General features: G+C 32.4%; 24 protein-coding genes and 1 pseudogene. 21 read left to right on the top strand and 4 right to left on the bottom strand.

The genetic code is table 11. From position 1 onward, the window contains the following. Positions 1 to 32 precede the first annotated feature (32 nt). The 4 genes from KA867_RS12190 to KA867_RS12175 all read left to right on the top strand — a co-directional run bounded on the left by KA867_RS12190 (position 33) and on the right by KA867_RS12175 (position 3,626). Positions 33 to 1,400: an EVE domain-containing protein gene (locus KA867_RS12190; RefSeq protein ID WP_210138201.1), complete on the top strand. Its 1,368-nt coding sequence runs from the start codon at positions 33 to 35 to the stop codon at positions 1,398 to 1,400. Positions 1,401 to 1,726: 326 nt separating this feature from the next. Next, positions 1,727 to 2,110 (top strand): thiol-disulfide oxidoreductase DCC family protein, encoded by a 384-nt coding sequence (locus KA867_RS12185; protein WP_210138200.1) that lies wholly within the window; start codon positions 1,727 to 1,729, stop codon positions 2,108 to 2,110. Between the two features lie 23 nt (positions 2,111 to 2,133). Then, the gene (rbsK, locus tag KA867_RS12180; RefSeq protein WP_210138199.1) at positions 2,134 to 2,997 is read left to right on the top strand and encodes a ribokinase; all 864 of its coding nucleotides are present in this window, start codon (positions 2,134 to 2,136) and stop codon (positions 2,995 to 2,997) included. Positions 2,998 to 3,176: 179 nt separating this feature from the next. Then, entirely contained in the window at positions 3,177 to 3,626 is a 450-nt protein-coding gene (locus tag KA867_RS12175; protein ID WP_019467684.1) for a Dps family protein, read from the top strand. 250 nt (positions 3,627 to 3,876) lie between these two features. Here the strand turns inward: KA867_RS12175 and deoD are convergent, their stop codons facing one another. Continuing rightward, positions 3,877 to 4,587, bottom strand: a complete 711-nt coding sequence (gene deoD / locus KA867_RS12170) for a purine-nucleoside phosphorylase (RefSeq protein WP_019468267.1) — start codon at positions 4,585 to 4,587, stop codon at positions 3,877 to 3,879. A 179-nt stretch (positions 4,588 to 4,766) separates the two neighbouring features. Here deoD and deoC point away from each other — a divergent pair, with 179 nt between their 5' ends. From deoC to KA867_RS12150, 4 genes are all read left to right on the top strand, one after another. After that, entirely contained in the window at positions 4,767 to 5,429 is a 663-nt protein-coding gene (deoC, locus tag KA867_RS12165) for a deoxyribose-phosphate aldolase (protein ID WP_019468268.1), read from the top strand. 67 nt (positions 5,430 to 5,496) lie between these two features. Further along, positions 5,497 to 6,798: a pyrimidine-nucleoside phosphorylase gene (locus KA867_RS12160; protein WP_210138198.1), complete on the top strand. Its 1,302-nt coding sequence runs from the start codon at positions 5,497 to 5,499 to the stop codon at positions 6,796 to 6,798. Positions 6,799 to 6,809: 11 nt separating this feature from the next. Further along, positions 6,810 to 8,006: a phosphopentomutase gene (gene deoB, locus KA867_RS12155; protein ID WP_210138197.1), complete on the top strand. Its 1,197-nt coding sequence runs from the start codon at positions 6,810 to 6,812 to the stop codon at positions 8,004 to 8,006. Further along, a complete protein-coding gene (locus tag KA867_RS12150; RefSeq protein ID WP_210138196.1) occupies positions 8,003 to 8,356 on the top strand; it encodes a DoxX family protein in 354 nt (117 codons plus the stop codon). The genes deoB and KA867_RS12150 overlap by 4 nt, the downstream gene beginning before the upstream one ends. Before the next feature lie 975 nt (positions 8,357 to 9,331). Here the strand turns inward: KA867_RS12150 and KA867_RS12145 are convergent. Then, the gene (locus KA867_RS12145; RefSeq protein ID WP_210138195.1) at positions 9,332 to 9,802 is read right to left on the bottom strand and encodes an S-ribosylhomocysteine lyase; all 471 of its coding nucleotides are present in this window, start codon (positions 9,800 to 9,802) and stop codon (positions 9,332 to 9,334) included. A 257-nt stretch (positions 9,803 to 10,059) separates the two neighbouring features. Here KA867_RS12145 and KA867_RS12140 point away from each other — a divergent pair. The 3 genes and pseudogenes from KA867_RS12140 to KA867_RS12130 all read left to right on the top strand — a co-directional run bounded on the left by KA867_RS12140 (position 10,060) and on the right by KA867_RS12130 (position 13,266). Next, positions 10,060 to 11,245, top strand: a pseudogene (locus KA867_RS12140) (M20 family metallopeptidase). Further along, on the top strand, positions 11,242 to 12,447 hold the full coding sequence (gene ldmS / locus KA867_RS12135) for an L-aspartate--L-methionine ligase LdmS (RefSeq protein ID WP_210138194.1): 1,206 nt from the start codon (positions 11,242 to 11,244) through the stop codon (positions 12,445 to 12,447). The pseudogene KA867_RS12140 and the gene ldmS overlap by 4 nt, the downstream one beginning before the upstream one ends. Positions 12,448 to 12,600: 153 nt before the next feature. Next, positions 12,601 to 13,266 (top strand): DUF2750 domain-containing protein, encoded by a 666-nt coding sequence (locus tag KA867_RS12130; RefSeq protein WP_210138193.1) that lies wholly within the window; start codon positions 12,601 to 12,603, stop codon positions 13,264 to 13,266. 137 nt (positions 13,267 to 13,403) lie between these two features. Here the strand turns inward: KA867_RS12130 and coaW are convergent, their stop codons facing one another. Further along, a complete protein-coding gene (coaW, locus tag KA867_RS12125) occupies positions 13,404 to 14,204 on the bottom strand; it encodes a type II pantothenate kinase (RefSeq protein WP_210138192.1) in 801 nt (266 codons plus the stop codon). 91 nt (positions 14,205 to 14,295) lie between these two features. Between coaW and KA867_RS12120 the strand changes: the two genes are divergently transcribed. From KA867_RS12120 to KA867_RS12105, 4 genes are all read left to right on the top strand, one after another. Then, a complete protein-coding gene (locus KA867_RS12120) occupies positions 14,296 to 14,661 on the top strand; it encodes a VOC family protein (RefSeq protein ID WP_210138191.1) in 366 nt (121 codons plus the stop codon). A gap of 86 nt (positions 14,662 to 14,747) precedes the next feature. After that, positions 14,748 to 15,608, top strand: coding sequence for a GNAT family N-acetyltransferase (locus tag KA867_RS12115; RefSeq protein ID WP_210138190.1), 861 nt, complete (start codon positions 14,748 to 14,750; stop codon positions 15,606 to 15,608). A 107-nt stretch (positions 15,609 to 15,715) separates the two neighbouring features. Continuing rightward, complete coding sequence (gene rpoE, locus KA867_RS12110; RefSeq protein WP_210138189.1) at positions 15,716 to 16,258, top strand: DNA-directed RNA polymerase subunit delta; 543 nt, start codon at positions 15,716 to 15,718, stop codon at positions 16,256 to 16,258. Positions 16,259 to 16,583: 325 nt separating this feature from the next. After that, positions 16,584 to 18,194 (top strand): CTP synthase, encoded by a 1,611-nt coding sequence (locus KA867_RS12105; RefSeq protein WP_107384758.1) that lies wholly within the window; start codon positions 16,584 to 16,586, stop codon positions 18,192 to 18,194. Between the two features lie 81 nt (positions 18,195 to 18,275). Here KA867_RS12105 and KA867_RS12100 read toward each other — a convergent pair whose 3' ends face one another. Continuing rightward, positions 18,276 to 18,797 (bottom strand): DUF2529 family protein, encoded by a 522-nt coding sequence (locus tag KA867_RS12100; protein ID WP_210138188.1) that lies wholly within the window; start codon positions 18,795 to 18,797, stop codon positions 18,276 to 18,278. 219 nt (positions 18,798 to 19,016) lie between these two features. On the opposite strand from KA867_RS12100, the gene fdaB reads away from it, so the two are divergent. From fdaB to KA867_RS12070, 6 genes are all read left to right on the top strand, one after another. Continuing rightward, positions 19,017 to 19,877, top strand: coding sequence for a class IIb fructose-bisphosphate aldolase FdaB (gene fdaB / locus KA867_RS12095; protein ID WP_107505277.1), 861 nt, complete (start codon positions 19,017 to 19,019; stop codon positions 19,875 to 19,877). Positions 19,878 to 20,239: 362 nt separating this feature from the next. Next, entirely contained in the window at positions 20,240 to 21,499 is a 1,260-nt protein-coding gene (locus tag KA867_RS12090) for a UDP-N-acetylglucosamine 1-carboxyvinyltransferase (protein ID WP_210138187.1), read from the top strand. Between the two features lie 87 nt (positions 21,500 to 21,586). After that, entirely contained in the window at positions 21,587 to 21,907 is a 321-nt protein-coding gene (locus KA867_RS12085; protein WP_019468284.1) for a winged helix-turn-helix transcriptional regulator, read from the top strand. Between the two features lie 417 nt (positions 21,908 to 22,324). Further along, positions 22,325 to 23,755 carry an aldehyde dehydrogenase family protein gene (locus KA867_RS12080; protein WP_210138186.1) on the top strand — a complete coding sequence of 477 codons (1,431 nt, stop codon included), beginning with the start codon at positions 22,325 to 22,327 and terminating at the stop codon, positions 23,753 to 23,755. Between the two features lie 843 nt (positions 23,756 to 24,598). Further along, a complete protein-coding gene (rho, locus tag KA867_RS12075) occupies positions 24,599 to 25,915 on the top strand; it encodes a transcription termination factor Rho (RefSeq protein ID WP_107384850.1) in 1,317 nt (438 codons plus the stop codon). 134 nt (positions 25,916 to 26,049) lie between these two features. Further along, positions 26,050 to 26,307 carry a type B 50S ribosomal protein L31 gene (locus KA867_RS12070; protein WP_019468287.1) on the top strand — a complete coding sequence of 86 codons (258 nt, stop codon included), beginning with the start codon at positions 26,050 to 26,052 and terminating at the stop codon, positions 26,305 to 26,307. Positions 26,308 to 26,445 lie beyond the last annotated feature (138 nt).

The raw sequence follows: 26,445 nt of genomic DNA, 5'->3' as shown, positions 1-26,445 counted from the left end.
AGAATTTTTTATATGAGATAAGGAGTATCTAAATGGCAGAGGAAACAAGTTATTTTTGGTTGAATTGCGGATATAATCGCTGGAATCATAACGAACCATTAGTGGGTCAAACAACATTATTTGAATCAGGTGCACAATTTAATCCGTCACAAGGTTTCCGATCTTTTAAACAAGCTAAAGTAGGAGATAAAGTTATATTTTATCAAGTACAGATGGATACTGGTTTACTAGGATTTGGTGAAATTACTAGTGTACAAACAGGTGCACAAAATAAAATTCGCGTGCATTTTCAGTTATTAGAACAATTGAAACCATTAACTGCTGATTACTTAAAAAGAAGTGAACAATTAGAATTTCGAATTACTAATATGAAAGAAACATTGTTTAATCAAATTACAAAAGATGAATTTGACTTAATCGTGAGTTTAGGTAAAGGTGAAACGAAAATACCAAGGTACTTCTTTATATCAGAAGAACAGGAATTCGAACCCAATTCTTATAATACCTTGTTTACACACACATATAATGGCATTAAACGAAATGGATACCATTTTTATAGACAGCTTGAAATTGGTGACCAACTCGTTTTTTATAATAAACATAGAGAACAATCAGTGATTGGTGTAGGTGAAGTAAGTCAACATTTACATGAAAAATCGCCAATTCCTGGTCGCACAAACAGTACTGCGATAGAAGTTTATTTTGAAAAAGAAATCGAACCTGTAACATTGAGTACTTTAAATAAACACCCCAAATTAAAAAATTTATATTATTTACAAGAAAATGCAAAACAAGCTATTGCGAGCATGTCACGCACACAGTTTGATGCAATACTTGAAATGAGTAAAAACGATGGCATGAAATCTCAATTTGAAGCGGTTAAAAGTCAAGGTGTTATCGATAAAGCAGATGATGATATAAAACCATTTATTCTGTTAGTAGTTGATAAAGGTGAAGGTTTAAAAGCTGCAGAAAATTTGTTACAAAAGACGAATGCTAATCCAGTAATTACAGCAGGTCATCCAGATTTTACAGAAGATATGCTTTATGGGAAGTATTTACCAAATGAGGCTGGTGCTTTGTATTATAGAGAGGGCTTCATTACTAATCTTATGCCAAGAAATGATAAAAGTTATCTAGTTATAGATAATTTTAATCGTATAGACCCAGACATTTTTCAAACATATATTAACGTTTTAGAAGGTTATGAAATGACATTGCCAAGATATAATAAGGACGGTAGTATGGTGAAGTGGTCTAGAAAAAAAGATTCATTTTATCATTTTAATCCGAATTGGCATATCGTCGGCATCACATACGATAGCATTAATGATATAAAGCAAAAATATACTGAACAATTTTTAAAGTACACAAGAATTGTTAAGGTTAATCAAGATTAAAATGACAGTAAAATTATGATTAGGCGTCTGGGCATCATTGATGAGATCCAGACGCTTTTATATTGTCAGAAGATGATTGGACTTCAGCTTAACTCATTATTTTATACATTATCAATGCTAGTCATCCTTGTCGGAGTAGTAAGACAAAATCTTTTTAGTAAAATTAGATTTCTGCCTCATCCTTTTTTGTATGTAAATGTAATACTTAGTGATACATATTAAGATAATTCATATCATGATTTATTTTTATCATTTTAGGATATAATATAACTGTGAATAATTAATTTATATTTTATGATAACTAATCATAAAAAGGAGATGAACGTATGCCAATAATTTATTACGATGGTAATTGTGTATACTGTTATAATTACGCAATTTGGCTTATACAAAATGGGCTGTCTAGTCGCTACCAATTTGCAAAACTTCAAGGTGATACAGCTCAAAATATGTTTGCCAAATATCCTGAAACGCAGCAACACGATAGTGTTATTTTGCAAGAAGGAGATCGATTTAAATATAAGTCAGATGCAATAGCATCACTGATTTCATCCTTGACAAATTATAAATGGATTGGATTATTATTATATTTAACGCCTAAATTTCTGAGAGATTTTGGTTATCAACTTTTTGCGGATAATAGAAACAGAATGTGGAAAACACATTGGCACAAACCTAATGATTATGAACAATCATTTTTTATTGACTGAATGAATAGATGGAGGAAAAGAATATGGGGAACATAATTGTGATTGGTAGCGCATCAATCGATTTAGTGGTGAAAACAGATATTTTACCTAATGTAGGAGAAACTGTAATGGGAGAATCATTTTTTACAAATCCTGGAGGTAAAGGGGCTAACCAAGCTGTTGCGGCTGCGCGTTTAAGCGATCATGTTTATATGATTGGAGCTGTAGGCGATGATGAAAATGGGCAACAAATACTTTCAAATCTTAGTAGCAACAATGTAAATACAGCGTATATGGATGTTATTGAAAATGAAGCGTCTGGAACTGCACATATAACGTTATTTGATGATGATAATCGTATTATTGTAGTGCCGGCAGCAAATAATTATGTTACGCCAGATAAAGTAATTCCAAAACTTGAATTTTTTGAAGCTGGCGATATTATTGTAATGCAACATGAAATACCGGAAGAGACCATAAAAGAAGTAGTGGACTATGCACAAAAACATGAAATGAGAGTAATGTTAAATCCTGCACCATTTCGTTTATTAGACAAAGAGATAATTGAAAAAGTTAATTGGTTGACACCAAATGAATCAGAAAGTGAATTATTATTTGACAATAAGGTTGATAAAGCTTTAATGATGTATCCAGAAAAATTAATTGTGACTAAAGGTGCTTCGGGGGCATTGTTTTACAGTGATTCTCAACAACTTGTAAAAGGGTATAAAAAACAAGTGGTTGATACTACAGGTGCTGGAGATACATTTAATGGTGCATTAGCAGTTGCACTAATTGAAAATAAATCATTAGAAGAAGCAGTTAATTTTGCCAATTTAGCTGCTAGTTTTTCAGTTACTGGATTAGGTGCTCAAGGTGCAATGCCATACAGAAAAGAACTAGAATAAATCGGGTGATTCAGGGTATAATGTAAGTAGATAATTAAGCTCTCTCCTAAATTATAATTATTATAATTTAGGAGGGGAAATCACTTTACAGATTATAATTATTATAATATAATAATTATTGTAATAGAAAATCGATTGTCGCTTAATTATGACAATAATTCAAAGGAGAGATTTTTGATATGTCAAAAAATAATGAAGAAGTTGTAAAAGTATTAAATCAGCAAGTAGCAAACTGGACAGTTGCATTCACCAAATTACACAATTTTCATTGGTATGTAAAAGGGCCAAATTTCTTCTCACTACACACAAAATTTGAAGAATTATATGATGAAGCAAGTCAATATATAGATGATTTAGCAGAACGTATTTTAGCAGTAGGTGGTAATCCAGTAGGAACATTGAAAGAAAGTTTAGAGCTATCAATTATAGATGAAGCTGGCAAAGGTTATACAGCTGAACAAATGGTTGAAGCATTATCAGTAGATTTTGATAATGTTTCTAAACAATTAGGAGAAGCGATTGAAGTAGCTTCTAAAGCTGAAGATGATGTAACAGAAGATATGTTTATCGGTATGCAAACAAATATTGACAAACATAATTGGATGTTAAAATCTTATTTAGGAAAATAAAAATATAGATAGATAATCAACTTTCATGCATAAAAGAGTAAAAGACAGAAATTAAATGATGTTATCATTTAGTTTCTGTCTTTTTTGTGATAAAGCTATAAGAACATAACATCTACATACTTCATAAATGAGCAATTATAAAATTTTGTGTTCAGTAATTCCAGTTAAATCGTACAAAAACAGCTTGGGATTATAATTTTTAATCCCAAGCTGTTTTTATTTTTGTAGGTAAGTTAAACATTTTCAAATGTTATTCAGCAATTTCTAAAGCAATTTCCATCATTTGAGTAAATGAGTTTTGACGTTCTTCTGCAGTAGTTGCTTCATCACGAAGAATATGATCACTTACTGTGAAAACACCTAATGCTTTTTTATTAGCATAAGTTGCATTTAAGTATAAAGCAGCTGATTCCATTTCAATACCTAAGATGCCCATACGTTGCCATTTTTCGTTAAATGTTGGATCAGCATTATAAAATGTATCTGAAGAAAGAATATTACCAACATGTGTAGTAGCACCAATTTCGTCTGCTTTTTGTTTCGCTTTTAACATTAAATCAAAATCAGCTAAAGGTGCATAATGTCCAGGAATATTATATTGTTCTACATAACTAGAGTTCGTAGAAGCACCTTGAGCAATTATAATGTCATATAAGTTAACATTTTCTTGCAAAGCGCCACATGAACCAATTCGTATGATTGTGTCGACATTGAAAAAATTATAAAGTTCATATGAATAAATACCAATACTTGGAATACCCATACCAGAACCCATTACAGAAACTTCTTTTCCTTTGTAAGTACCTGTATAACCAAACATGTTTCTAACTTCATTAAATTGTTTTACATCTTCCAAATAATTATCAGCAATATATTTTGCTCTTAAGGGATCGCCAGGCATTAAAACAGTTTTAGCAATTTTAACTCCATTAGGTTGAATATGTGGTGTAGATTTTGTCATATACTTCTTCTCCTTTAAATTCTTTTATCAAAATAAAGATAACATTTGTTTATTATTTTTGCGAATTTTTGTAATATAGAGGTAAAGCACTTGTTGTGATGTTATTAATTTTTTAGAATAGTAATGACTTTCAAGAATGAGAATAATTTCAGACAGATAAAATTTTAGGAGGAATTAGAATGAATTATGCAAAATATATAGATCACACTTTACTAAAACCGGAGTCTACAAGAGACCAAGTCGATAAAATTCTTGATGAGGCAATCGAGTACCATTTTAAATCAGTGTGTATTAACCCGACGCACGTAAAATACGCAGCAGATAAATTACAAGACACTGATGTGTTAGTATGTACAGTAATAGGGTTCCCATTAGGTGCTACAAATACTGAAGTGAAAGTGTTTGAGGTTGAAGATGCTATTAAAAATGGTGCATCAGAAGTAGATATGGTTATCAATATTGGTGCCTTAAAAGATGAACGTTATGACGAAGTTCAAAAAGATATTGAAGGTGTTGTAGCAGCAGCAAACGGTAAGACAGTGAAAGTAATTATTGAAACTTGTCTTTTAACTGATGATGAAAAAGTAAAAGCTTGTGAGTTAAGTAAAGCAGCAGGCGCAGACTTTGTGAAAACATCAACTGGATTTGCCGGTGGTGGAGCTACGCCTGAAGATGTTAAGTTAATGAAAGATACAGTTGGAGATGCTTTAGAAGTTAAGGCTTCAGGTGGTGTCAGAAACTTAGAAGATTTTAATAAAATGCTAGAAGCTGGTGCGACTCGAATTGGTGCTAGTGCAGGTGTACAAATTATCCAAGGATTAGAAAGTAATTCAGATTATTAATCACTATCTTTAAGTTTAAAATGAGACATAAGAAGGCATAATTGTCTAACAGGGGAGGCCAACTCAAATGAGAATGGTAGATATTATTGAAAAGAAACGTGATGGTCAAGCTTTAACAAATGAAGAAATAGAATTCTTTATTAATGCTTATACCAGTGGTGAAATACCAGATTATCAAGCGTCGAGTTTAGCGATGGCAATTTTTTTCCAAGATATGAATGATCAAGAAAGAGCAGCACTTACAATGGCAATGGTTAATTCAGGTGACGTGATTGATTTATCAGCGATTAATGGGATTAAAGTTGATAAACATTCTACAGGTGGTGTTGGTGATACAACTACACTAGTATTAGCTCCATTAGTAGCTTCTGTTGGTGTTCCTGTGGCTAAGATGAGTGGTAGAGGATTAGGACATACTGGCGGCACAATTGATAAATTAGAATCAGTTAAAGGGTTTCACGTTGAAATTAGTGAAGATAAATTTGTTGAACTTGTAAATGAAGCAAAAGTAGCTGTAATAGGACAAACTGGGAATTTAACACCAGCAGACAAAAAGCTTTATGGCTTACGTGATGTGACTGGAACAGTCAATTCAATACCATTAATCGCATCTTCTATTATGAGCAAAAAAATTGCTGCTGGCGCTGATGCTATTGTATTGGATGTAAAAACTGGTAACGGTGCCTTTATGAAAACAATCGAAGACGCTGAAGCACTCGCACATGCGATGGTTAGTATTGGTAATAATGTCGGTCGAAACACGATGGCAATTATTTCAGACATGAGTCAACCATTAGGTAATGCAATAGGTAATGCTCTAGAAGTTAAAGAAGCGATTGAAACGTTGAAAGGACAAGGTCCAAAAGATTTAACTGAGCTAGTAATGACTTTAGGTTCGCAAATGGTAGTTGTTGGCGGTAAAGCTAAAGATTTGGATGAGGCTCAAGCATTATTAGAAAAAGCAATTCAAGATGGTTCAGCGCTAGAAAGTTTCCGCACATTTTTAGAAAATCAAGACGGTGATGGTTCTGTCGTTGATGATGTCAGTAAACTACCGCAAGCACGTTATCAAATTGATTTGCTTTCGCAAAAATCAGGTACGGTAACTGAAATCATAGCCAATGAAATCGGTGTTGCATCTATGATGTTAGGTGCAGGAAGACAAACTAAAGAAGACGATATTGATTTAAGTGTAGGTATTGTCTTGCACAAAAAAGTAGGAGATTCAGTTGATGAAGGCGAAGCTTTATTAACGATTCATAGTAACCGTGAGCAAATTGATGATGTTAAGGAAAAATTAAATCAAAGTATTGCGATTAGTTCACAAGGTGAAGTTCCTACGTTGATTCATAAAATAATTACTGAATAGGAGATGGAATGATGACGATACCATTTAAGAGGGTACATTTAATTGTCATGGATTCAGTGGGTATAGGCGAAGGACCTGACGCAAAAGCCTTTAACGATGAAGGCAGTCACACTTTGAAGCATACGCTTGAAGATTTTGATAAATCATTACCTAATTTACAAAGCTTAGGTCTAGGTAATATTGCCGCTTTACCTAATATTGAAAAAGTGTCTAAACCTGACGCGTTTTATACTAAGATGAGTGAAGCTTCTGTAGGCAAGGATACAATGACGGGTCATTGGGAAATTATGGGATTAAATATTATGCAACCTTTTAAAGTTTATCCTGATGGCTTTCCACAAGAACTGATTAGTGAAATTGAAACAATGACAGGTCGTAAAGTAGTGGCAAATAGACCTGCTTCTGGCACACAAATTATTGATGAGTGGGGCGAACATCAGATGAAAACTGGAGACCTGATTATCTATACATCAGCAGATCCAGTGCTTCAAATTGCAGCACATGAAGATATTATTCCACTTGAAGAATTGTATGATATTTGTGAAAAAGTAAGAGAATTAACAAAGGATCCCAAATATTTAATTGGTCGAATTATTGCACGACCATATGTTGGTGAGCCTGGTGCTTTTACTAGAACTTCTAATCGACACGATTATGCATTAAAACCATTTGGACGCACAGTGATGAATGAGTTAAAAGATAATCAATTTGATGTGATTGCTTTAGGAAAAATCAATGATATTTATGATGGTGAAGGTGTTACTGAAGCAATTCGAACTAAAAATAATATGGATGGTATGGATAAACTAATAGAAACTGTACAACGTGACTTTAAGGACTTTAAGGGTTTAAGTTTCTTGAACTTAGTGGATTTTGATGCACTGTATGGACATAGACGTGATAAAAACGGTTATGCTGAAGCATTAAAAGATTTTGACGAGCGTTTACCAGAACTGATCAAACATCTAAAGGATGACGACCTAGTCATCATTACTGCAGATCACGGCAATGATCCAACGGCACCAGGGACTGATCATACTAGAGAATACATCCCAGTCCTTATGTTTAGTCCTAAAATAAAAAATTATCATGAGTTATCTATGGATGATACCTTTAGTTCTATAGGGGCTACTATTGCAGATAATTTTGGTGTTAAATTACCTGAATTTGGTCGTAGCTATTTGAAAGAAATGGGTGTCGATAAATGAAACGATTATTAAGCTTAATTTTAGGCTGTGGTTTCATGATTATTGGTATTTTACATTTTAAACATGAGTCGCGCTTTAGAAAAATTGTGCCTGATTATTTACCGTTTAGAAAATCAGCTGTTATCATTTCTGGTCTTATTGAAATGATTTTTGGATTACTTCTAATAATGAGCAGACCAAGCCAATATCTAAAGAAAGTGATTAATGTATTTTTATTAGCTGTATTACCAGCAAATATTTATATGGCAAGGAAAAAATTGCCACTAGGTGACAAACAACTACCAGAAAGTTTGTTATACGGTAGAATCCCACTACAATTTGTCTTGATAAAAGTTGTGAACAAATTATAGATTGGTCAATCAATCGCTTTGTGGCTGGTTTATAAATTATAAAGCGATAAGTGTTTAAATTATTATAGTGAAAGCGTAAATGCTAATTTCTATTGAGCTTAATTAGAAATTAGCATTTACGCTGTTTTATATATCATGGTTACGACATAAGCTTGAAGATACTAGACTTATACGAAAGTCCCATTTTTTACAAATTACAATAAATATAGCGATGTTGGAACATGTGAATAGTCGGTGGAATAATATAAGTGGGAGATCACCAATCCTTACCATAATAGATTTCTGACAGGCATGTATGTATAAAATTGGAAACATTAAAAAGGCTGAGACAAATTAATTGTATCAGCTTCAGACTGTCGACAAAGTCTCTGACTTTGTTGGCAGTTTTTTGTGCACGCTTTCCGCGGGCACTGCCTTAGCCAGTAGTCTTCGGCTAGTGCTATTCCCGCAGGAGTCATCACAAATCACTGCCAATATCACACTAAAAATATTACTAATTCAGAGACGCATATGTTAAAAGAGAACGAGAAAAACAATTTGCTTATAGTCTACCTGCATGTGAAGATAATGATTGTTATATCATTGAAAAGCACTGTTGATACCGTAAAGAAACAATATTATTTGCGAAGTCAAACAATTGAGAGAAGATTTGGCGATGCAAAAGAACAGCATAGTATGCGATGAACGAGATATAGAGGGCATGACAAAGTATACATGGATACCACGGGTGTCATGCTAATTTGTGCTGAAATAAATTTTAAAAAAATAGCAATGAAGTTAGTAAAAGGCTCGATAATAGTTTGAAAGGACACTACTATTTTCAAAACTATATAAATAAACAAACCCTTTGCAAATTAATACAAAGGGTTCGATTACATTCTGAGGTTGAGACAAATTATTTGTCTCAACCTTTTATATTAATCTTTTTAAATCAATTCGATTTTTGATATCTAACGTTATATTGGTAATTAGATATTATTTATCTTCACCATAAATATCATGCCATTGATCTTTTTTATCTAAAAATGCCTGTGCAATTTCTTTTGCACCTTCTAATGAATGGCTAGCAGCCCAACCACATTGTACTTCATTACACGCAGGAACTTCTGTCGCGGATAATACATCTTGAAGTGTTTTTTCAATGATATTTAACACATCATCGTAATCACTGTGATTTATAAAAGATACATAAAATCCAGTTTGACAACCCATTGGACTGATATCAACCACTTTATCTGAATGATTTCTAATATTTTCTGCCATTAAGTGTTCTAATGAATGTAAACCAGGCATTTCCATATGTTCTTTATTGGGCTGTTTGAAACGAATGTCATATTTATGGATAACATCCCCATTAGCACCTTCCATTTTACCTGCAAGTCGAACAAATGGTGCTACAACTTTGGTATGATCTAAATTAAAACTTTCAACGTTCATTTTTGGCATGTGATGTCCTCCTAAAATAATAATTATCATAATTGTAACAAGACGTAGTAGTATTTACAATTTCTATAAATTTTAGAAAATAGAAGTAATTATCATTTTTTAAAATTTCAGAAAAATAATGACAGAATTAACCAAAACGGATAGAATAAGTAATAATCAAAATGTATTTTGCACGTTTAGTATTGAATATTCATTTTTATAATTTAAATAATAATAATACGTGTAAAATGTTGTAGTACAAGGGAGTTGTATTGAAAATGACACATGAACAAATCATATTGGATTATATAGAAAATGAAAAATTATCATACATAGAGATGAGCCACCTCATCCATCAAAGACCTGAATTAGGGAATGAAGAAATATTTGCCTCAAGAACGTTAATTGAAGATTTGGAAAAGCATGATTTTGAAGTTGAAACCAACATTGCAGGTTATGCTACGGGTTTCATTGCGCGTTATGATTCAGACATCGATGGTCCAACCATTGGATTTTTAGCAGAATATGATGCTTTACCAGGTCTAGGTCATGCTTGTGGTCATAATATTATAGGTACGGCAAGTACATTTGCTGGTATAGCTTTGAAGCAAGTGATTGAACAAACAGGTGGAAAAGTAGTAATACTTGGTTGTCCAGCCGAAGAGGGCGGTGTCAATGGGAGCACAAAAGCTGCTTATGTTAAAGAAGGGATTGTAGATGAAATGGATGTTGCTTTAATGGTTCATCCAGGTAATGAAACTTACAAAACAATTAATACATTAGCGGTAGATGTTTTAGATATTAAATTTTACGGTAAAAGTACGCATGCTTCTGAAAACGCTGAAGAAGCAAGAAATGCTTTAGATGCAATGATTGCGTATTTTAATGGTGTGGCTCAGTTAAGACAACATATCAAAAAAAAGTCAAAAGGTTCATGGCGTTATATTAGATGGTGGAAAAGCTGCTAATATTATTCCAGACTATACTCATGCGCGTTTTTATACACGTGCAACATCACGTAAAGAATTAGATATATTAACTGATAGAGTAGGGCAAATTGCAAAGGGTGCTGCTATTCAAACAGGTTGCGACTTTGAATTTGGCCCTATACAAAATGGTGTCAATGAATTTATTAAGACACCTAAATTAGATGACTTATTTGCAAAATATGCGACGAAAATGGGAGAAGCGGTCATAGATGATGATTTTGGTTTTGGTTCGACAGATACGGGTAATGTAAGTCACGTTGTGCCAACGATTCATCCTCATATTAAAATAGGTTCTAGGAATTTAGTAGGCCATACGCATCGTTTTCGTGAAGCAGCAGGGAGTGCTCATGGAGATCAAGCTTTAATAAGAGGTGCTAAAGTCCTTGCGTTAATGGGATTGGAATTAATAGAAAATCAAGCAGAATTAAACGAAATAATTGAACAGCATCACTATATAAAGGGGAACAAAAAATGAAAAAACTAAGTACTCAACGCCCTAAATTAACACTTAGTGATTTATACAATGATGATGTCGTATATAGTTCTAGACCATCTTATATATCAAATCCATGGTTAGAACCAGAAGAACATCAATCTAATTTTTTGACTGGTAGAGAATTAATTATTGCTGATCAAATGCCTGTTATTGTTCATAAAGCTAGCGCCACAAAGAAATTAGAAATATTATTGGAAATGATTGGCAAGCCAATGCCTACAAATATTTACACTTTTGACAACCAAGCTACTTACGAACAAACAATAAGGGAACTCGCTAAACAAGATAATAAACGTATTTATTTTCAATACATTCATAGTGAATCTATTTTAGAAAAAGAATATTACGCTATGGATAAAGATATCTTTGTTGCTTTAAATAATAAAGCACGTATTCCAGAATGGACTAATCAAAAATATTTACCTGCACGTGAAGTGGTAAAAATAGAAGATTTCGAAGGTGCGATTGCAGATTGGGAATTCCCTTTTGTCTTGAAGCCAGGTGATGATCTACCAACTGCAGGTGGCTATGGTGTGATGATTTGTTATGACGAAGCTGATTTAATTAAAGCAAAATCCCGTATTGAACAAGCAAGAGCAGAAACTGACACAATTATTATTGAACAAAAAATTCAAGAAATTGCTAATTATTGTGTGCAATTTGCATGTGAAAAGGACGGGGAAATTCACTATATTGGAACATCAGAGCAAATTACAGACAAATATGGTCATTATAGTGGCAATCAAAATGTACAAGATGTACCTGAATCAGTCATTCAAGCTGGCAAAGAAATTATGGAAATAGGCGTGACCAAAGGTTATTTTGGAATTGCAGGCTTTGATTTACTATTAGATAAACATGGTGATATATTTGCGATTGATTTGAATTTTAGACAAAATGGATCGACGAGTATGCTTTTATTAGATCCATTAATGCAATCTGGATATCAAAAGTTTTATAGTTATATTTCACCTAACGATAATGAACATTTCTTTCAGACAATTATAAAATATGTAAACATGGGGTGCTTATTTCCACTATCATATTATGATGGCGATTGGTATAAAAATGAAAACGTGCCTTCAAGATTTGCATGTATTTGGCATGGACAGTCACAAAAACGTGTTGAAAAGTTAGAACAACAATTTTTAGAAGAATTAAAAATAAAATCAGAAATATAGTAAAATTTCATTTAATAGTATTTGATAACTTAAGTTTATTGTTTAGATATATTAAAATTTTAATATTTATTGTATGACGTTAATTGACTATAGTAATATACTCATTTATATTTTAAATATAGTTAAATATTTTAATGAATTGAAGGTGTAATGATGTCTTATAAAGCAAGTTCATTTTTTCAAGATATTCTAGTAAACGAATATTTTTATATAGCAACAAAATCAAAACAATTAATTAGACATGAAATTTTAGGGAAGGATGTCATTTGTGTTTGGACTCAAAAAGAAACAGCTGAAACTTTCTTAAATAAACATGACACCGATTATGATAAGCTTAAAAAAATCGATATTGATCGTTTTGTAACTTATGAAATGGATGATATGTTTGCACAAGGTGAAGAAGTGTTGATGAATGCGTCATCTCAAACAGATGGTGATTTAGTCAATATTATTGATTTTACAAATGAATTAATGTCAGATTTAGATGAAATTCGTCTCAAAGAATTTATAATAGATGTGGCGAAAGAAGACGCTGTGTTTGGTTTAACAAATAAAAATGAAAAACAATTTATCATGATTAGTGATGACGAACATCAAAAACCACATATTATGCCAGTATGGAGTATTAGAAATAGAGCAGAAAAAGTAAGAAATGAAGACTTTGAAGAATGCGATATCATTGAAATAGAAGGTGAAGTCTTCGCAGAATGGTTAGATATTTTAAGAGATGATGATAAAGCAGTAGCAATCGATTTGAAATCAGGTGTTGTAGGTACTGTAGTCTCAGCTCAAAAAGTATTAGATCAATTACCGTTTTAATGTAAATGAATATATGAACTAATGGAAGTAGTTATTTTGAAGGAATAGTCATCATCAAATGAAATAGCTGTTTCCATTTTTTTACCATGACATAAGTATAGAAAGTTCAATTCTTTATACCTATGTCATGGTAAATTTTATTGTAAATGTATTGCACCTAATGCGCCGGAAAAGGCACCGTGTTCAATATAAAATGGCTTGAAACCACGCAATATCGTATAATCTTTAACAACTTCTTTAAGTAAATGATTATTATGGAAAGAAGAACCAATATAAGCTACATTTTCAGTATCGTATTCTCTCGCTACTGTAATAGCCATCGTAGTAATGACTTCCCCCACGACACCAATCAATGAAGCTAATTTGTCAGAATCTGAAAAATCTTTGTCTAAATTGTGTAGCACATGACCAAAATTAGCTGCAGTTAAATCACCTGAAATCGGAGGTTCACTATCTTTATAGATATGCTTTACTTTCAAATCAATAAATTCTCGCTCACCTTTTTGGGCAGTATCTGTCAATTCTTTATAGTCTTTTAATCCAGTTAATAAATAACCCAGGCCTTGTATCATACCGCCACCTGCTCCTACACCGCCAACACGTTGTTGCTTTTCGCCATTTGAATAATGCAGTGATGTTCCGGTACCAACATTAGTAAAAATGTAATTATCTAAATGATGACCTTGTTCTTCTAACAAAAGTTCTAAACCTTTTGCAGCAGCATCAAACTCTACAAAAATACGTGATTCACATTTTAACTTATTTTGAATTGTTCCAGCCTGACCACCTGTTAAGCTAATACTTTCACATGATTGTTGTCCTAACCAATCAATGACTTCATTAATTTCCGTAGTTAATTTTGTAGTATATTGCCGGTTGCCATTATCCTCTTGAACAATTTTTATAAGTGTTCCGCCGGCATCAATGCCTATTTTCATCTGTGTACCTCCTAAAAAATTTACATTATAACTTATATTATAATAAAATGAGGGAAAATCAACTATAGAAAATTTGAAAGGGATGATTTTAATGAATTTAAGCCCGTTTATTAAAGTAGATGATGTAGAACAGGCACTTGCATATTATAAAAATGCGTTTGGTGGTAACGAAAAAATATTAAATGAGACAAATGGGGAAACCTTACATGCGGAACTTCATGTTAATGAAACAGTTGTATTGCATATTTCCAGTACATATGGACGTGAATGGAGCAATGACAATACGAACATTATTTTAACTTTCGATGATTTGGCAACTCAAAAACAAGTGTATGATAAATTAAGTGAAGCAGGAGACCCACATATGCCTCTATCTAAAACATTTTTTAATGCGATGCATGGACAAGTGAAAGATCAGTTTGAAGTTAATTGGCTCATGAATTGTTTCTTAGACTAATAAGATAAAATGTTCAAATTTCGATTATATTAATGCAAAAGTGGTATTAATAACTAATAAAAGCTAAACACAATAGGGGATAAAATATGTTTATTAAAGAATCATTTGAAAATATTACAATTCAAGTTTTTGAAGACAAATATAAATCAGCTTTATATCATTTTAAATTGAGCGAGCGTCAACAGATATATTCTTCTTTGCCAAAAGACGTGCTTGATGATGCGTTAAAAGACGAAGACAGAGTGGCTAACATCGCTTTAAATGATGAAGGTGAAGTAGTCGGTTTCTTTGTATTACATCAATATTATCAACATGAAGGTTACGATACACCTAAACAGGTTATATATGTTCGCTCTTTATCTGTAAATGAAGACTTTCAAGGGTTTGGATATGGTACAAAAATGATGATGTATTTGCCACAATATGTCCAAAAGTTATTTCCAAATTTTAATCATTTATACTTAGTCGTAGATGCAGAAAATAAAGGTGCATGGAATGTATATGAACGTGCAGGTTTTATGCATGCTGCTACGAAAGAAGAAGGACCTATCGGCAAAGAACGTCTCTATTATTTAGATTTAGATTCTAAACATGTGTCTTCTTTAAAATTAATAGCAAATGGAGATACATCATCTTATGACGTTTATATCATTGATATGATGAAAGATGATGATAAAGTAGGTTTTATAGCAATTGAGCAACATGGGCAACGTATGAACATCAATTCAATTGAAGTCGATAAATCAGAGAGACATAACGGTATAGCAGAAAGTGCACTAAGACAATTACCTACATATATTCGAAAGCATTTTAAAGGTATAAAACTTATAACGATTACACTTTATGGGGAAAATAATGAATTAAAACCATTATGTATTAATAGTAATTTTGTTGAAATTGAAACAGCTGAAGATTTTTCCGTATTTGAAAAATATATAAATTATTAATAGTGTTTGCGAAATCAGGGATTGTCATTTATAATTTACTTTTGTTATTATTACTTAAGATGAATAGTACTGATTTGGATAAATGCCTCTGAAAGGAAGAATAAATAATGAGAATTCAAGATTACACTAAAGAAATGGTTGACGAGAAATCATTTATTGATATGGCCTATACATTATTACTTGAAAAAGGCGATACAATGAACTTATATGATATTATTGATGAATTTAAAGCATTAGGTCATTACGAAGACCACGAAATTGAGAATAGAATTGTTCAATTCTATACAGACTTAAATACAGATGGTCGTTTCCTAAATGTTGGAGAAAATATATGGGGCTTACGTGATTGGTATTCAGTAGCTGATATTGAAGAAAAAATAGCACCAACTATCCAAAAATTCGACATTTTAGACGACGACGATGAAGAAGATAAGACATTAAAATTACTTGGTGAAGATGAAGCCGACGACGATGATGACATCCCAGCAGTTACTGATGACCAAGAAACAATCGAAGAACCTGACGAAGAAGAAGTTGACGAAGAAATTCCTGAAAATGAAATCGTTATTGATGAAGATGATGACGAAGATGAAGATTTAGAAGAAGACGAAGATGAATATGATGAAGAGGACGAAGAAAAAGAAAATTAATCAATAATCTATCAATATTCATTTGACTTTTTCTGCGAAAATGATAAAATTTTATTCGGGCTCCTTTAATTAGGACGACGTGTATAAATATTATACGCTCCCCCTTGCAAATGCTGTGAGAGGGAGCGATTTTTTTATTTGAATTACTATACAAATTTTATAAAATTTTAATTTATGACGTTATTTATAGTGAATATAATGATATTTAAAAATTATAAAACTTTGACGTTTAGATAAATTATAACCATTTCAATAATTAATGAAACATACCATAAATTTTTGTTGGTATTGTGAGAATGACTGTTTTAATAATAGGAGGCAGAAAATGACAAAGTTTATTTTTGTAACTGGTGGAGTTGTATCTTCATTAGGTAAAGGTATCACAGCAGCATCTTTAGGACGTTTATTAAAAGATAGAGGATTAAAAGTTACAATACAAAAATTTGATCCATATTTAAATGTTGATCCAGGTACAATGAGTCCATACCAACATGGTGAAGTATTTGTTACTGATGATGGTGCGGAAACAGATTTAGACTTAGGACATTATGAAAGATTTATTGATATTAATTTAAATAAATATTCAAATGTTACAGCTGGTAAAGTCTATTCACATGTTTTGAAAAAAGAACGTCGTGGTGATTATCTTGGTGGTACGGTCCAAGTAATCCCTCATATTACAAATGAAATTAAAGAACGTTTACTGTTAGCGGGAGAAAGTACAAATGCTGATGTAGTTATTACTGAAATTGGTGGTACTACTGGTGATATTGAATCATTACCATTTATTGAAGCGATTAGACAAATTCGTAGTGATTTAGGTCGTGAAAATGTCATGTATGTACATTGTACACTTTTACCATTTATAAAAGCTGCCGGTGAAATGAAAACAAAACCAACGCAACATAGTGTTAAAGAACTTCGTGGGTTAGGTATTCAACCTGACTTAATCGTAGTACGTACAGAATATGAATTAACGCAAGATTTAAAAGATAAAATTGCTTTGTTCTGTGATATTAACAAAGAAAGTGTAATTGAATGTCGCGATGCAGATTCACTCTATGAAATTCCTTTACAATTAAGTAAACAGGACATGGATGATATCGTAATTAGACGCTTAGAACTTAACGCTAAGTACGATACTCAATTAGATGAATGGCAATATTTATTGGATACAGTTAATAGTTTAGATGGTAAAATAACTATTGGTTTAGTTGGTAAATATGTCAGTCTTCAAGATGCATATTTATCAGTTGTTGAATCATTAAAACATGCAGGTTATCCATTTAAAAAAGATATTGAAGTTAAATGGATAGATTCTAGTGAAGTAACTGATGAAAATGTACACGATATCCTTAATGATGTTGACGGCATTTTAGTTCCTGGTGGATTTGGATTCAGAGCAAGTGAAGGTAAAATTTCCGCTATCAAATACGCGAGAGAAAATAATGTACCATATTTCGGCATCTGCTTAGGTATGCAACTTGCTACAGTAGAGTTTGCTAGAAATGTACTTGGTTTTGAAAATGCACACTCTGCAGAATTAGATCCTTCGACACCACATCCGATTATTGACTTATTGCCTGAACAAAAAGATATTGAAGATTTAGGAGGTACTTTAAGATTAGGTTTATACCCATGCCATATTAAAGAAGGAACTTTAGCGCATAAAATTTATGGCGAAGTTGATATAGAAGAAAGACATCGTCATCGTTATGAGTTCAATAATGAATACAGAGATCAATTAGAAGAAAAAGGCATGATATTCTCTGGAACTAGTCCAGATGGTAGATTAATCGAAATGGTAGAAATTCCTGAAAATGATTTCTTTGTCGCATGTCAATTCCATCCAGAATTCCTATCTAGACCTAATAGACCGCAACCTATATTCAAAGCGTTTATAGAAGCATCTTTGAAACACCAACAAATTAAGTAAATATGGTTGTAAAAAGGCTGAAACGATAACATACGTTTCAGCCTTTTTTAAGTCAGATTGTCTATTAAATTTGATGAAAAGTTAAAGATTTAAATCTCTAACCATTTCAACCATTTGTGTATAGATATCATAATAAATATAGTTAAATGCAATAGGATGTGGTATAACAATTTTATCGTAATCTTCCGTATAGATAATTGGTCTAGGTGTACTTAAATTAACAAAATGAAATAAATGATCCTGAAAGTTTTCTGTCTTTGGTTTATTACAAATTAAGACAAAATCTACATCGTTTGCAATTAGTGCGTTAACGTCTTTTTCTACATCCTCAGTATAATAAGGAGAAAAAAGCAACACTCTATCTGTTGTATCAATATCTTCAAATGTATTGAGTGAGCGTAGCGCTGTACTAGACTCTAATTTTTCATTACTGTTTAATATATAGCTTTCAAAAAAATTCAAATCTCCATAACCTTTAACATATACATTACCTTCACCGCCAATGGCTTGAATTAAGCATTGAGCTGCCATTTGAATATCTAAAGCTTGTGCTTCTATTCGATTAAAAACACCATTTAATTGTGTATTCAAAATTTTAGACATTTATGTACCTCCATTCTATTCACTCAACTTATTGTAAATAATGGTAGTAAATATTGCAATTTTATATAAAAACAAGAAAATTAAGACTGATTTAAAAGTAATAAATTTAAAAAATAAATTAAAAACGCTTACAATTGAATAGAAGAATGCAAATCGCTTGGGATTTTGATATAATTAAATTGTAAAAATATGTGCTTAATGCACTAAGGAGGAACTTTCATGCCTTTAGTTTCAATGAAAGAAATGTTAATCGATGCAAAAGAAAATGGTTATGCAGTTGGCCAATACAACTTAAATAACTTAGAATTTACACAAGCGATATTGGAAGCTTCACAAGAAGAAAATGCTCCAGTTATTTTAGGAGTTTCTGAAGGTGCAGCACGTTACATGGGTGGATTTTATACAGTAGTTAAAATGGTAGAAGGCTTAATGCATGATAAAGAAATTACGATTCCAGTTGCAATCCACTTAGATCATGGTTCAAGTTTTGATAAATGTAAAGAAGCTATTGATGCTGGATTCACTTCAGTTATGATTGATGCTTCTCATGAATCATTTGAAGATAACATAGCAATTACATCAAAAGTAGTTGAATATGCTCACGAACATGGTGTATCAGTAGAAGCTGAATTAGGTACAGTTGGTGGACAAGAAGACGATGTTGTTGCTGAAGGTGTTATTTACGCAGATCCTAAAGAGTGTCAAGAACTTGTTGAAAAAACAGGTATTGATACATTAGCACCAGCATTAGGTTCAGTTCATGGACCGTATAAAGGTGAACCAAAATTAGGATTTAAAGAAATGGAAGAAATCGGTGCTTCAACAGGTTTACCATTAGTATTACATGGTGGAACTGGTATTCCAACTAAAGACATTCAAAAAGCGATTCCATTTGGAACTGCAAAAATCAATGTTAATACAGAAAACCAAATTGCTTCTGCTAAAGCAGTACGTGAAGCTTTAGACAATGATCAAGAAATGTATGATCCTCGTAAATATTTAGGACCAGCACGCGAAGCAATTAAAACAACAGTAATTGGTAAAATTAAAGAGTTTGGTACATCAAATAGAGCGAAATAATCAGCTTATGATAAAAAAGTTAGTATTTTATAACAATCTAGTTGGTTAAACAGATAAGACTGCGACAATTTTTAATGTCGCAGTCTTATTTTTTTATGTTATAATCTATGAGCATTAAAATTAAGTAAATTGAAAAAATTAACATAATTTTTAAACAGAAATAAGACAAATAGGATTTGAATCCTATTAAATCGGGAATAAATATATCATTATAGTATATATAAAAGTGAAGCAATACATAATTTTAAATTAAAAAGGTTTTGTTTCATTGGTGTGTTTTGCAAACTGTATTTTTTTACTTTATAATGCAAATAATGTAATTAAATTGAAATACTGATTGAAAGACAAAGGAGATCAAGCGAATGGCTCAAGAAGTAATAAAAATTAGAGGCGGTCAAACACTAAAAGGTGAAGTTAATAATCATGGAGCAAAAAATAGTGCTGTAGCAATTATTCCAGCAACAATTTTAGCGGAAGATAAAGTTACAATAGAGGGGTTGCCACAAATCTCAGATGTTGAAACGCTTGTGAGTTTACTAGGTGATTTGAACATTAAGGCAAACTTAGAAGGTATGACTCTTGAAGTTGATCCAAATGAAATTGAAAATGCGCCGTTACCTAATAACAAAGTAGAATCATTACGTGCATCATACTATATGATGGGAGCAATGTTAGGTAGATTTAAAAAATGCGTGATTGGTTTACCTGGCGGTTGCCCATTAGGCCCACGACCGATTGATCAACATATCAAAGGTTTTAAAGCATTAGGTGCGCATATTGATGAATCCAGTGAAACATCTATGAAAATTGAAGCTGATCGTTTAATAGGAGCTAATATATTTTTAGATATTGTTAGTGTAGGTGCTACAATTAACATTATGTTGGCAGCAGTTCGAGCTGAAGGGCAAACTGTAATTGAAAACGCAGCGAAAGAACCTGAAGTTGTTGACGTAGCAAACTTTTTAACAAGTTTAGGTGCAAATATTAAAGGTGCTGGTACGAGTACTATTAAAATAAAAGGTGTTGAACATCTTCATGGATCACATCATCAGGTGATTCCAGATAGAATCGAAGCAGGAACATATATGTGTATTGCAGCAGCTTGTGGTGAAGATATTGTGATTAATAACATTATTCCTACTCATGTTGAGCCATTAACTGTTAAGTTGAAAGAGCTTGGTGTAGACATCAATGTTAGCGATGATAGTGCAATAATTAAGAGGAGTGCACCATATGCTAGTGTAGATATCAAAACATTAGTATATCCTGGTTTCGCCACAGATTTACAACAACCTATCACGCCGTTATTATTTATGGCTGATGGCGTATCTTTTGTGACTGAAACAATTTATCCTGCTAGATTCAAGCACGTAGAAGAACTTAAAAAAATGGGTTCTAATATTACATCAGATAATGGTACTGCTACGATCAAACCATCAAAATTAACTGGTGCAGAAGTATACGCGAGTGACTTACGTGCAGGTGCTTGTCTTATTGTAGCTGGTTTATTGGCTGAAGGTGTTACTACAATCTACAATGTAAAGCATATTTATCGTGGTTATACTAACATTGTTAAAACACTAAAATCACTTGGTGCAGACATTTGGACTGAAAAAATATAAAATATGTGGTATAATAATTATACTGAATGAATAAAACATAATTATAGTTTATGCAGTGGTAAATATAATTGATATGAGGTGATGACCATGGAGGTTTGCCCTTATCTAGAAGAGACCTTTAAAATAGTAGGCAGAAGTTGGAACGGTCTTATCATTAATTACTTGTCTAGATGCACAGAAAAATCTGCTCATTTTTCTGATATGAAGCGTGATTTGAAAACAATTACGCCTCGTGCACTTAGCATAAAATTAACAGACCTAAATGAATGGGGGCTTGTAGAGAAAAAGATTATTTCTACTAGTCCGATGAACATTTTATACCAACTTACAGATAAAGGTGATGCCTTGGCAACGGCATTGGTTCCTATGGAAAAATGGGCCCAAGAATATATCGAGTTAGAAGGCTAAAGATTTTAGCTTTTTAGTTTGATATTCTACGTAATATTTATTTATAGATAAATGTTACGTCGAGGTTATTTTTAACACACTTAGGTTAGCTATAAAGCAATCTTTAAACAAAGATTGCTTTATAGCTTTTTTATTTATTGTTGAGTTATCTTTTCTGCAATAATTTAAAATGACTTAGGTGATCATCATATGTATTATGCTTAATAATTATAAGATAATAAGCAAAATTTTTAAGTTATAAGTGTTATTTCATATCGTCATGACATTCGTTAATGCTATTAGAATAATATGCGATTATTATGCGTAAAAGCCTGTAATAACAACGTTTGAAAAGATTTAATATGAGCAGATATGTTTTAAAATTAAAAATCTAGGTTAGAATGAAAATATGAACACAAATTAAGGAGTGAATAATAGATGAGAAACTTCACTAAACAATATATCAACGGACAATGGGTAGAAAGTTCAAGCGGAGAAACACTTGATGTTATCAACCCAGCAACTGAAGAAGTAGCAGGTAAAATTGCTAAAGGTAATAAAGAAGATGTTGATAAAGCGGTAGAAGCGGCAGATAAAGTATATTTGGAATTTAGACACAGTTCTGTAGAAGAAAGAAAAGAACTTTTAGATAAAATCGTTCAAGAATATAAAAATAGAAAAGATGATATCGTTGACGCAATAACCGACGAATTAGGAGCTCCTTTAAAAGTATCTGAAAATGTCCATTACCAAATGGGATTAGATCATTTTGAAGCAGCACGAGACGCATTAGATAATTTTGAATTTGAAGAAAGACGCGGTGACGATTTAGTCGTCAAAGAAGCGATTGGTGTTGCAGGGTTAATTACACCGTGGAATTTCCCTACTAACCAAACTTCATTAAAATTAGCTGCAGCCTTTGCGGCAGGAAGTCCGGTCGTGTTAAAACCATCAGAAGAAACACCATTTGCAGCAATTATTTTAGCAGAAATATTTGATAAAGTTGGCGTACCTAAAGGTGTGTTTAACTTAGTAAATGGCGACGGTCAAGGTGTGGGAAATCCGCTTAGCGAACATCCAAAAGTAAGAATGATGTCCTTTACTGGTTCTGGTCCAACTGGTGCGAGTATTATGAAAAAAGCAGCTGAAGACTTCAAAAAAGTATCATTGGAATTAGGAGGCAAATCTCCATATATCATTTTAGATGATGCTGATATCGATGGCGCTGCAAGTGCAGCTACTGGCAAAGTCGTTAATAACACAGGACAAGTTTGTACTGCAGGAACAAGAACTTTAGTACCAGCAAGTATAAAAGAAGAATTCTTAACAGCTGTTAAAGAAAAATTTAGCCAAGTTAAAGTTGGTGATCCTCGTGAAGAAGGTACACAAGTAGGACCAATTATTAGCAAAAAACAATTTGATCAAGTGCAATCATATATTGATAAAGGTGTAGAAGAAGGTGCCGAATTATTATATGGTGGTCCTGGAAAACCTGAAAACTTAGAAAAAGGTTATTTTGCAAGACCAACTATTTTTAATAATGTTGAAAATGATATGACTATTGCACAAGAAGAAATTTTTGGTCCTGTAATGTCTGTAATTACGTATAATGATTTAGACGAAGCTATTGAAATTGCGAATGATACGAAATATGGCTTAGCTGGTTATGTATATGGACAAGATAAAGAAAAACTTCACAAAGTAGCCCGTTCAATTGAGGCTGGAACAGTTGAAATTAACGAAGCAGGACGTAAACCAGATTTACCATTCGGTGGTTACAAACAATCAGGTTTAGGACGCGAATGGGGAGATTATGGTATAGAAGAATTCTTAGAAGTTAAATCCATTGCAGGATATTATAATTCATAATTTATTATAAAAACTTAGTGAGATGTTGTAACAAAAATAAACTGAGACAAAAATCTCACGCTTAAAAATGACTAATCCGTAGGCTTATGGATTAGTCATTTTTTAAATCTTGCGATTTCAATCGTGCATGCTTGCCTGGAGATATGATTCGAGCCTGTAGTCTCTCGTTCATATCATTTCCCTGGGCGTCAGCACGTTTTCAATTCGCTATAAGTGTTGTGTCTTTATACAAAAACATTTTCGTATTATCTAAAGAAGTAACTATTTTATAACAGTGGAAAACATGATTTATCATATACCACCAAATAGAAATTTAAATTTTTGAATTTACTAAATAATTTAACTGGACATGAATATAAATGGTGGATTAGTCATTTTTTAAATCTTGCGATTTCAATCGTGCATGCTTTGCCTGGAGATATGATTCGAGCCTGTAGTCTCTCATTCAAATCATTTCCCTGGGCATCAGCACGTTTTCAAATCGCTATAAACTAAGATTAGCTTATTTTATTCGTTGAAATTGAAATTTTAATTCCTAATATCAGTACATCGCGATATGTAAATAGCGACTTCTATATTGTTTTAATAGCATTTGATAATTACGCTTGAACTAAAGATATTTATATCTTGGGGCTTATTAAATTTAGAAAATTTGAATTATAAAGTAAAGTTTTACAATTTAACATACTGTTTTATTAACTAATTAGCTTTAAAGCAGTATTTATAAATTTCAATTATTGAAATACATTTTGTAATTAAATAAAATATTTGCTATAGTTATAAAGGTAAATAGCGTAGTTCATTATGTTATTTAAAACTTATTTATGAAATGGGTGCAAGATAATGCCTGAAAAAGTACGAACATCACCTCAGTACGAATCGTTCCACGAGTTATATAAAAATTACACTACTAAAGATCTCACTCAAAAAGCAAAATCACTGAAATTAACAAACTATAGTAAATTAAATAAAAAAGAGTTAGTTCTTGCAATTATGGAAGCACAGATGGAAAAAGATGGAAACTATTATATGGAAGGTATCTTAGATGATATCCAACAAGATGGTTACGGCTTCTTAAGAACTGTCAATTATTCAAAAGGTGAAAAAGATATTTATATATCTGCTAGTCAAATACGTCGTTTTGAAATTAAACGAGGCGATAAAGTAACTGGTAAAGTAAGAAAACCAAAGGATAATGAAAAGTATTATGGTTTGCTGCAAGTAGATTTTGTCAATGATGAGAATGCAGAAGAAGTTAAGAAAAGACCACATTTCCAAGCGTTAACACCCTTATACCCAGAAGAACGCATCAAGTTAGAAACAACAAAAGAAAATTATTCTACACGTATTATGGATTTAATTACTCCAATCGGTTTAGGACAACGTGGTTTGATTGTTGCCCCACCTAAAGCTGGGAAAACATCATTATTGAAAGAAATTGCAAATGCCATCGCAATTAATAAACCTGATGCAGAATTATTTGTGCTACTTGTGGGTGAAAGACCCGAAGAGGTTACTGATATAGAGCGTTCTGTTGAATCAGCAGAAGTTGTTCATTCAACATTTGATGAACCTCCACAGCACCATGTCAAAGTAGCAGAATTACTATTAGAACGTGCAAAGCGTTTAGTCGAAATTGGTAAAGATGTCATTATTTTAATGGATTCAATTACAAGACTTGCGCGTGCATATAACTTGGTTATCCCACCAAGTGGACGTACACTTTCAGGTGGTTTAGATCCAGCATCTTTACACAAACCTAAGGCGTTCTTTGGTGCAGCTAGAAATATTGAAGCTGGTGGTAGTATGACGATATTAGCTACTGCGTTAGTGGATACTGGTTCTCGTATGGATGATATGATATATGAAGAATTTAAAGGAACAGGAAACATGGAATTACATCTTGACCGCAAATTAGCTGAACGTCGTGTCTTTCCAGCTATTGATATTGGCCGAAGTTCTACACGTAAAGAGGAATTACTAATATCACCAAAAGATTTAGAATCACTTTGGCAACTGCGTAATATGTTTACAGATTCACTTGATTTTACAGAAAGATTTGTAAGAAAATTAAAACGAACAAAAACGAATCAAGAATTCTTTGAACAATTACAGGAAGCTGCCAAGGAGAGTACTAAAACTGGAAAGCCAATTATTTAAAGTGGCTTATCATTTAAAAATGTGATTTAGGGTTGCGTTTTAGTTTTATAACAATTATAATTATCAAGTATTGGGTAAAAAAACTCACAAACAACTCTGTTCCAGATGGTTCAGGGCAAAGGAGCTGAAAAAAAATGAAACAAAATATTCATCCTGAATACCACAAAGTTATCTTTTTAGATACAACTACAGACTTTAAATTCTTAAGTGGTTCAACAAAATCTTCATCAGAAACGATGGAATGGGAAGATGGAAATGAATACCCAGTTATTCGTTTAGATATTTCTTCTGATTCACATCCGTTTTACACAGGACGTCAAAAATTCGCTGCTGCGGATGGTCGTGTGGAACGTTTCAACAAGAAATTCGGATTCAAATCAAGCAACGAATAATTGTTGTAATAAGGCATTCTCATTTTATGAGAATGCTTTTTTATTTAATATGGATGATGGATAGGTTAAAACTGAAGAGTGACAATATTTTAGTACATTAATTACATATAAAATTACAGAGAACTTAAGAGAAATTGA

The sequence above is a fragment of the Staphylococcus sp. GDH8C109P genome (assembly GCF_017893405.1).
Taxonomy (GTDB): Bacteria; Bacillota; Bacilli; order Staphylococcales; family Staphylococcaceae; genus Staphylococcus; species Staphylococcus cohnii.
Note: the sequence above shows the minus strand (reverse complement) of the source record. Positions and strands in the feature narration are given on the sequence as shown.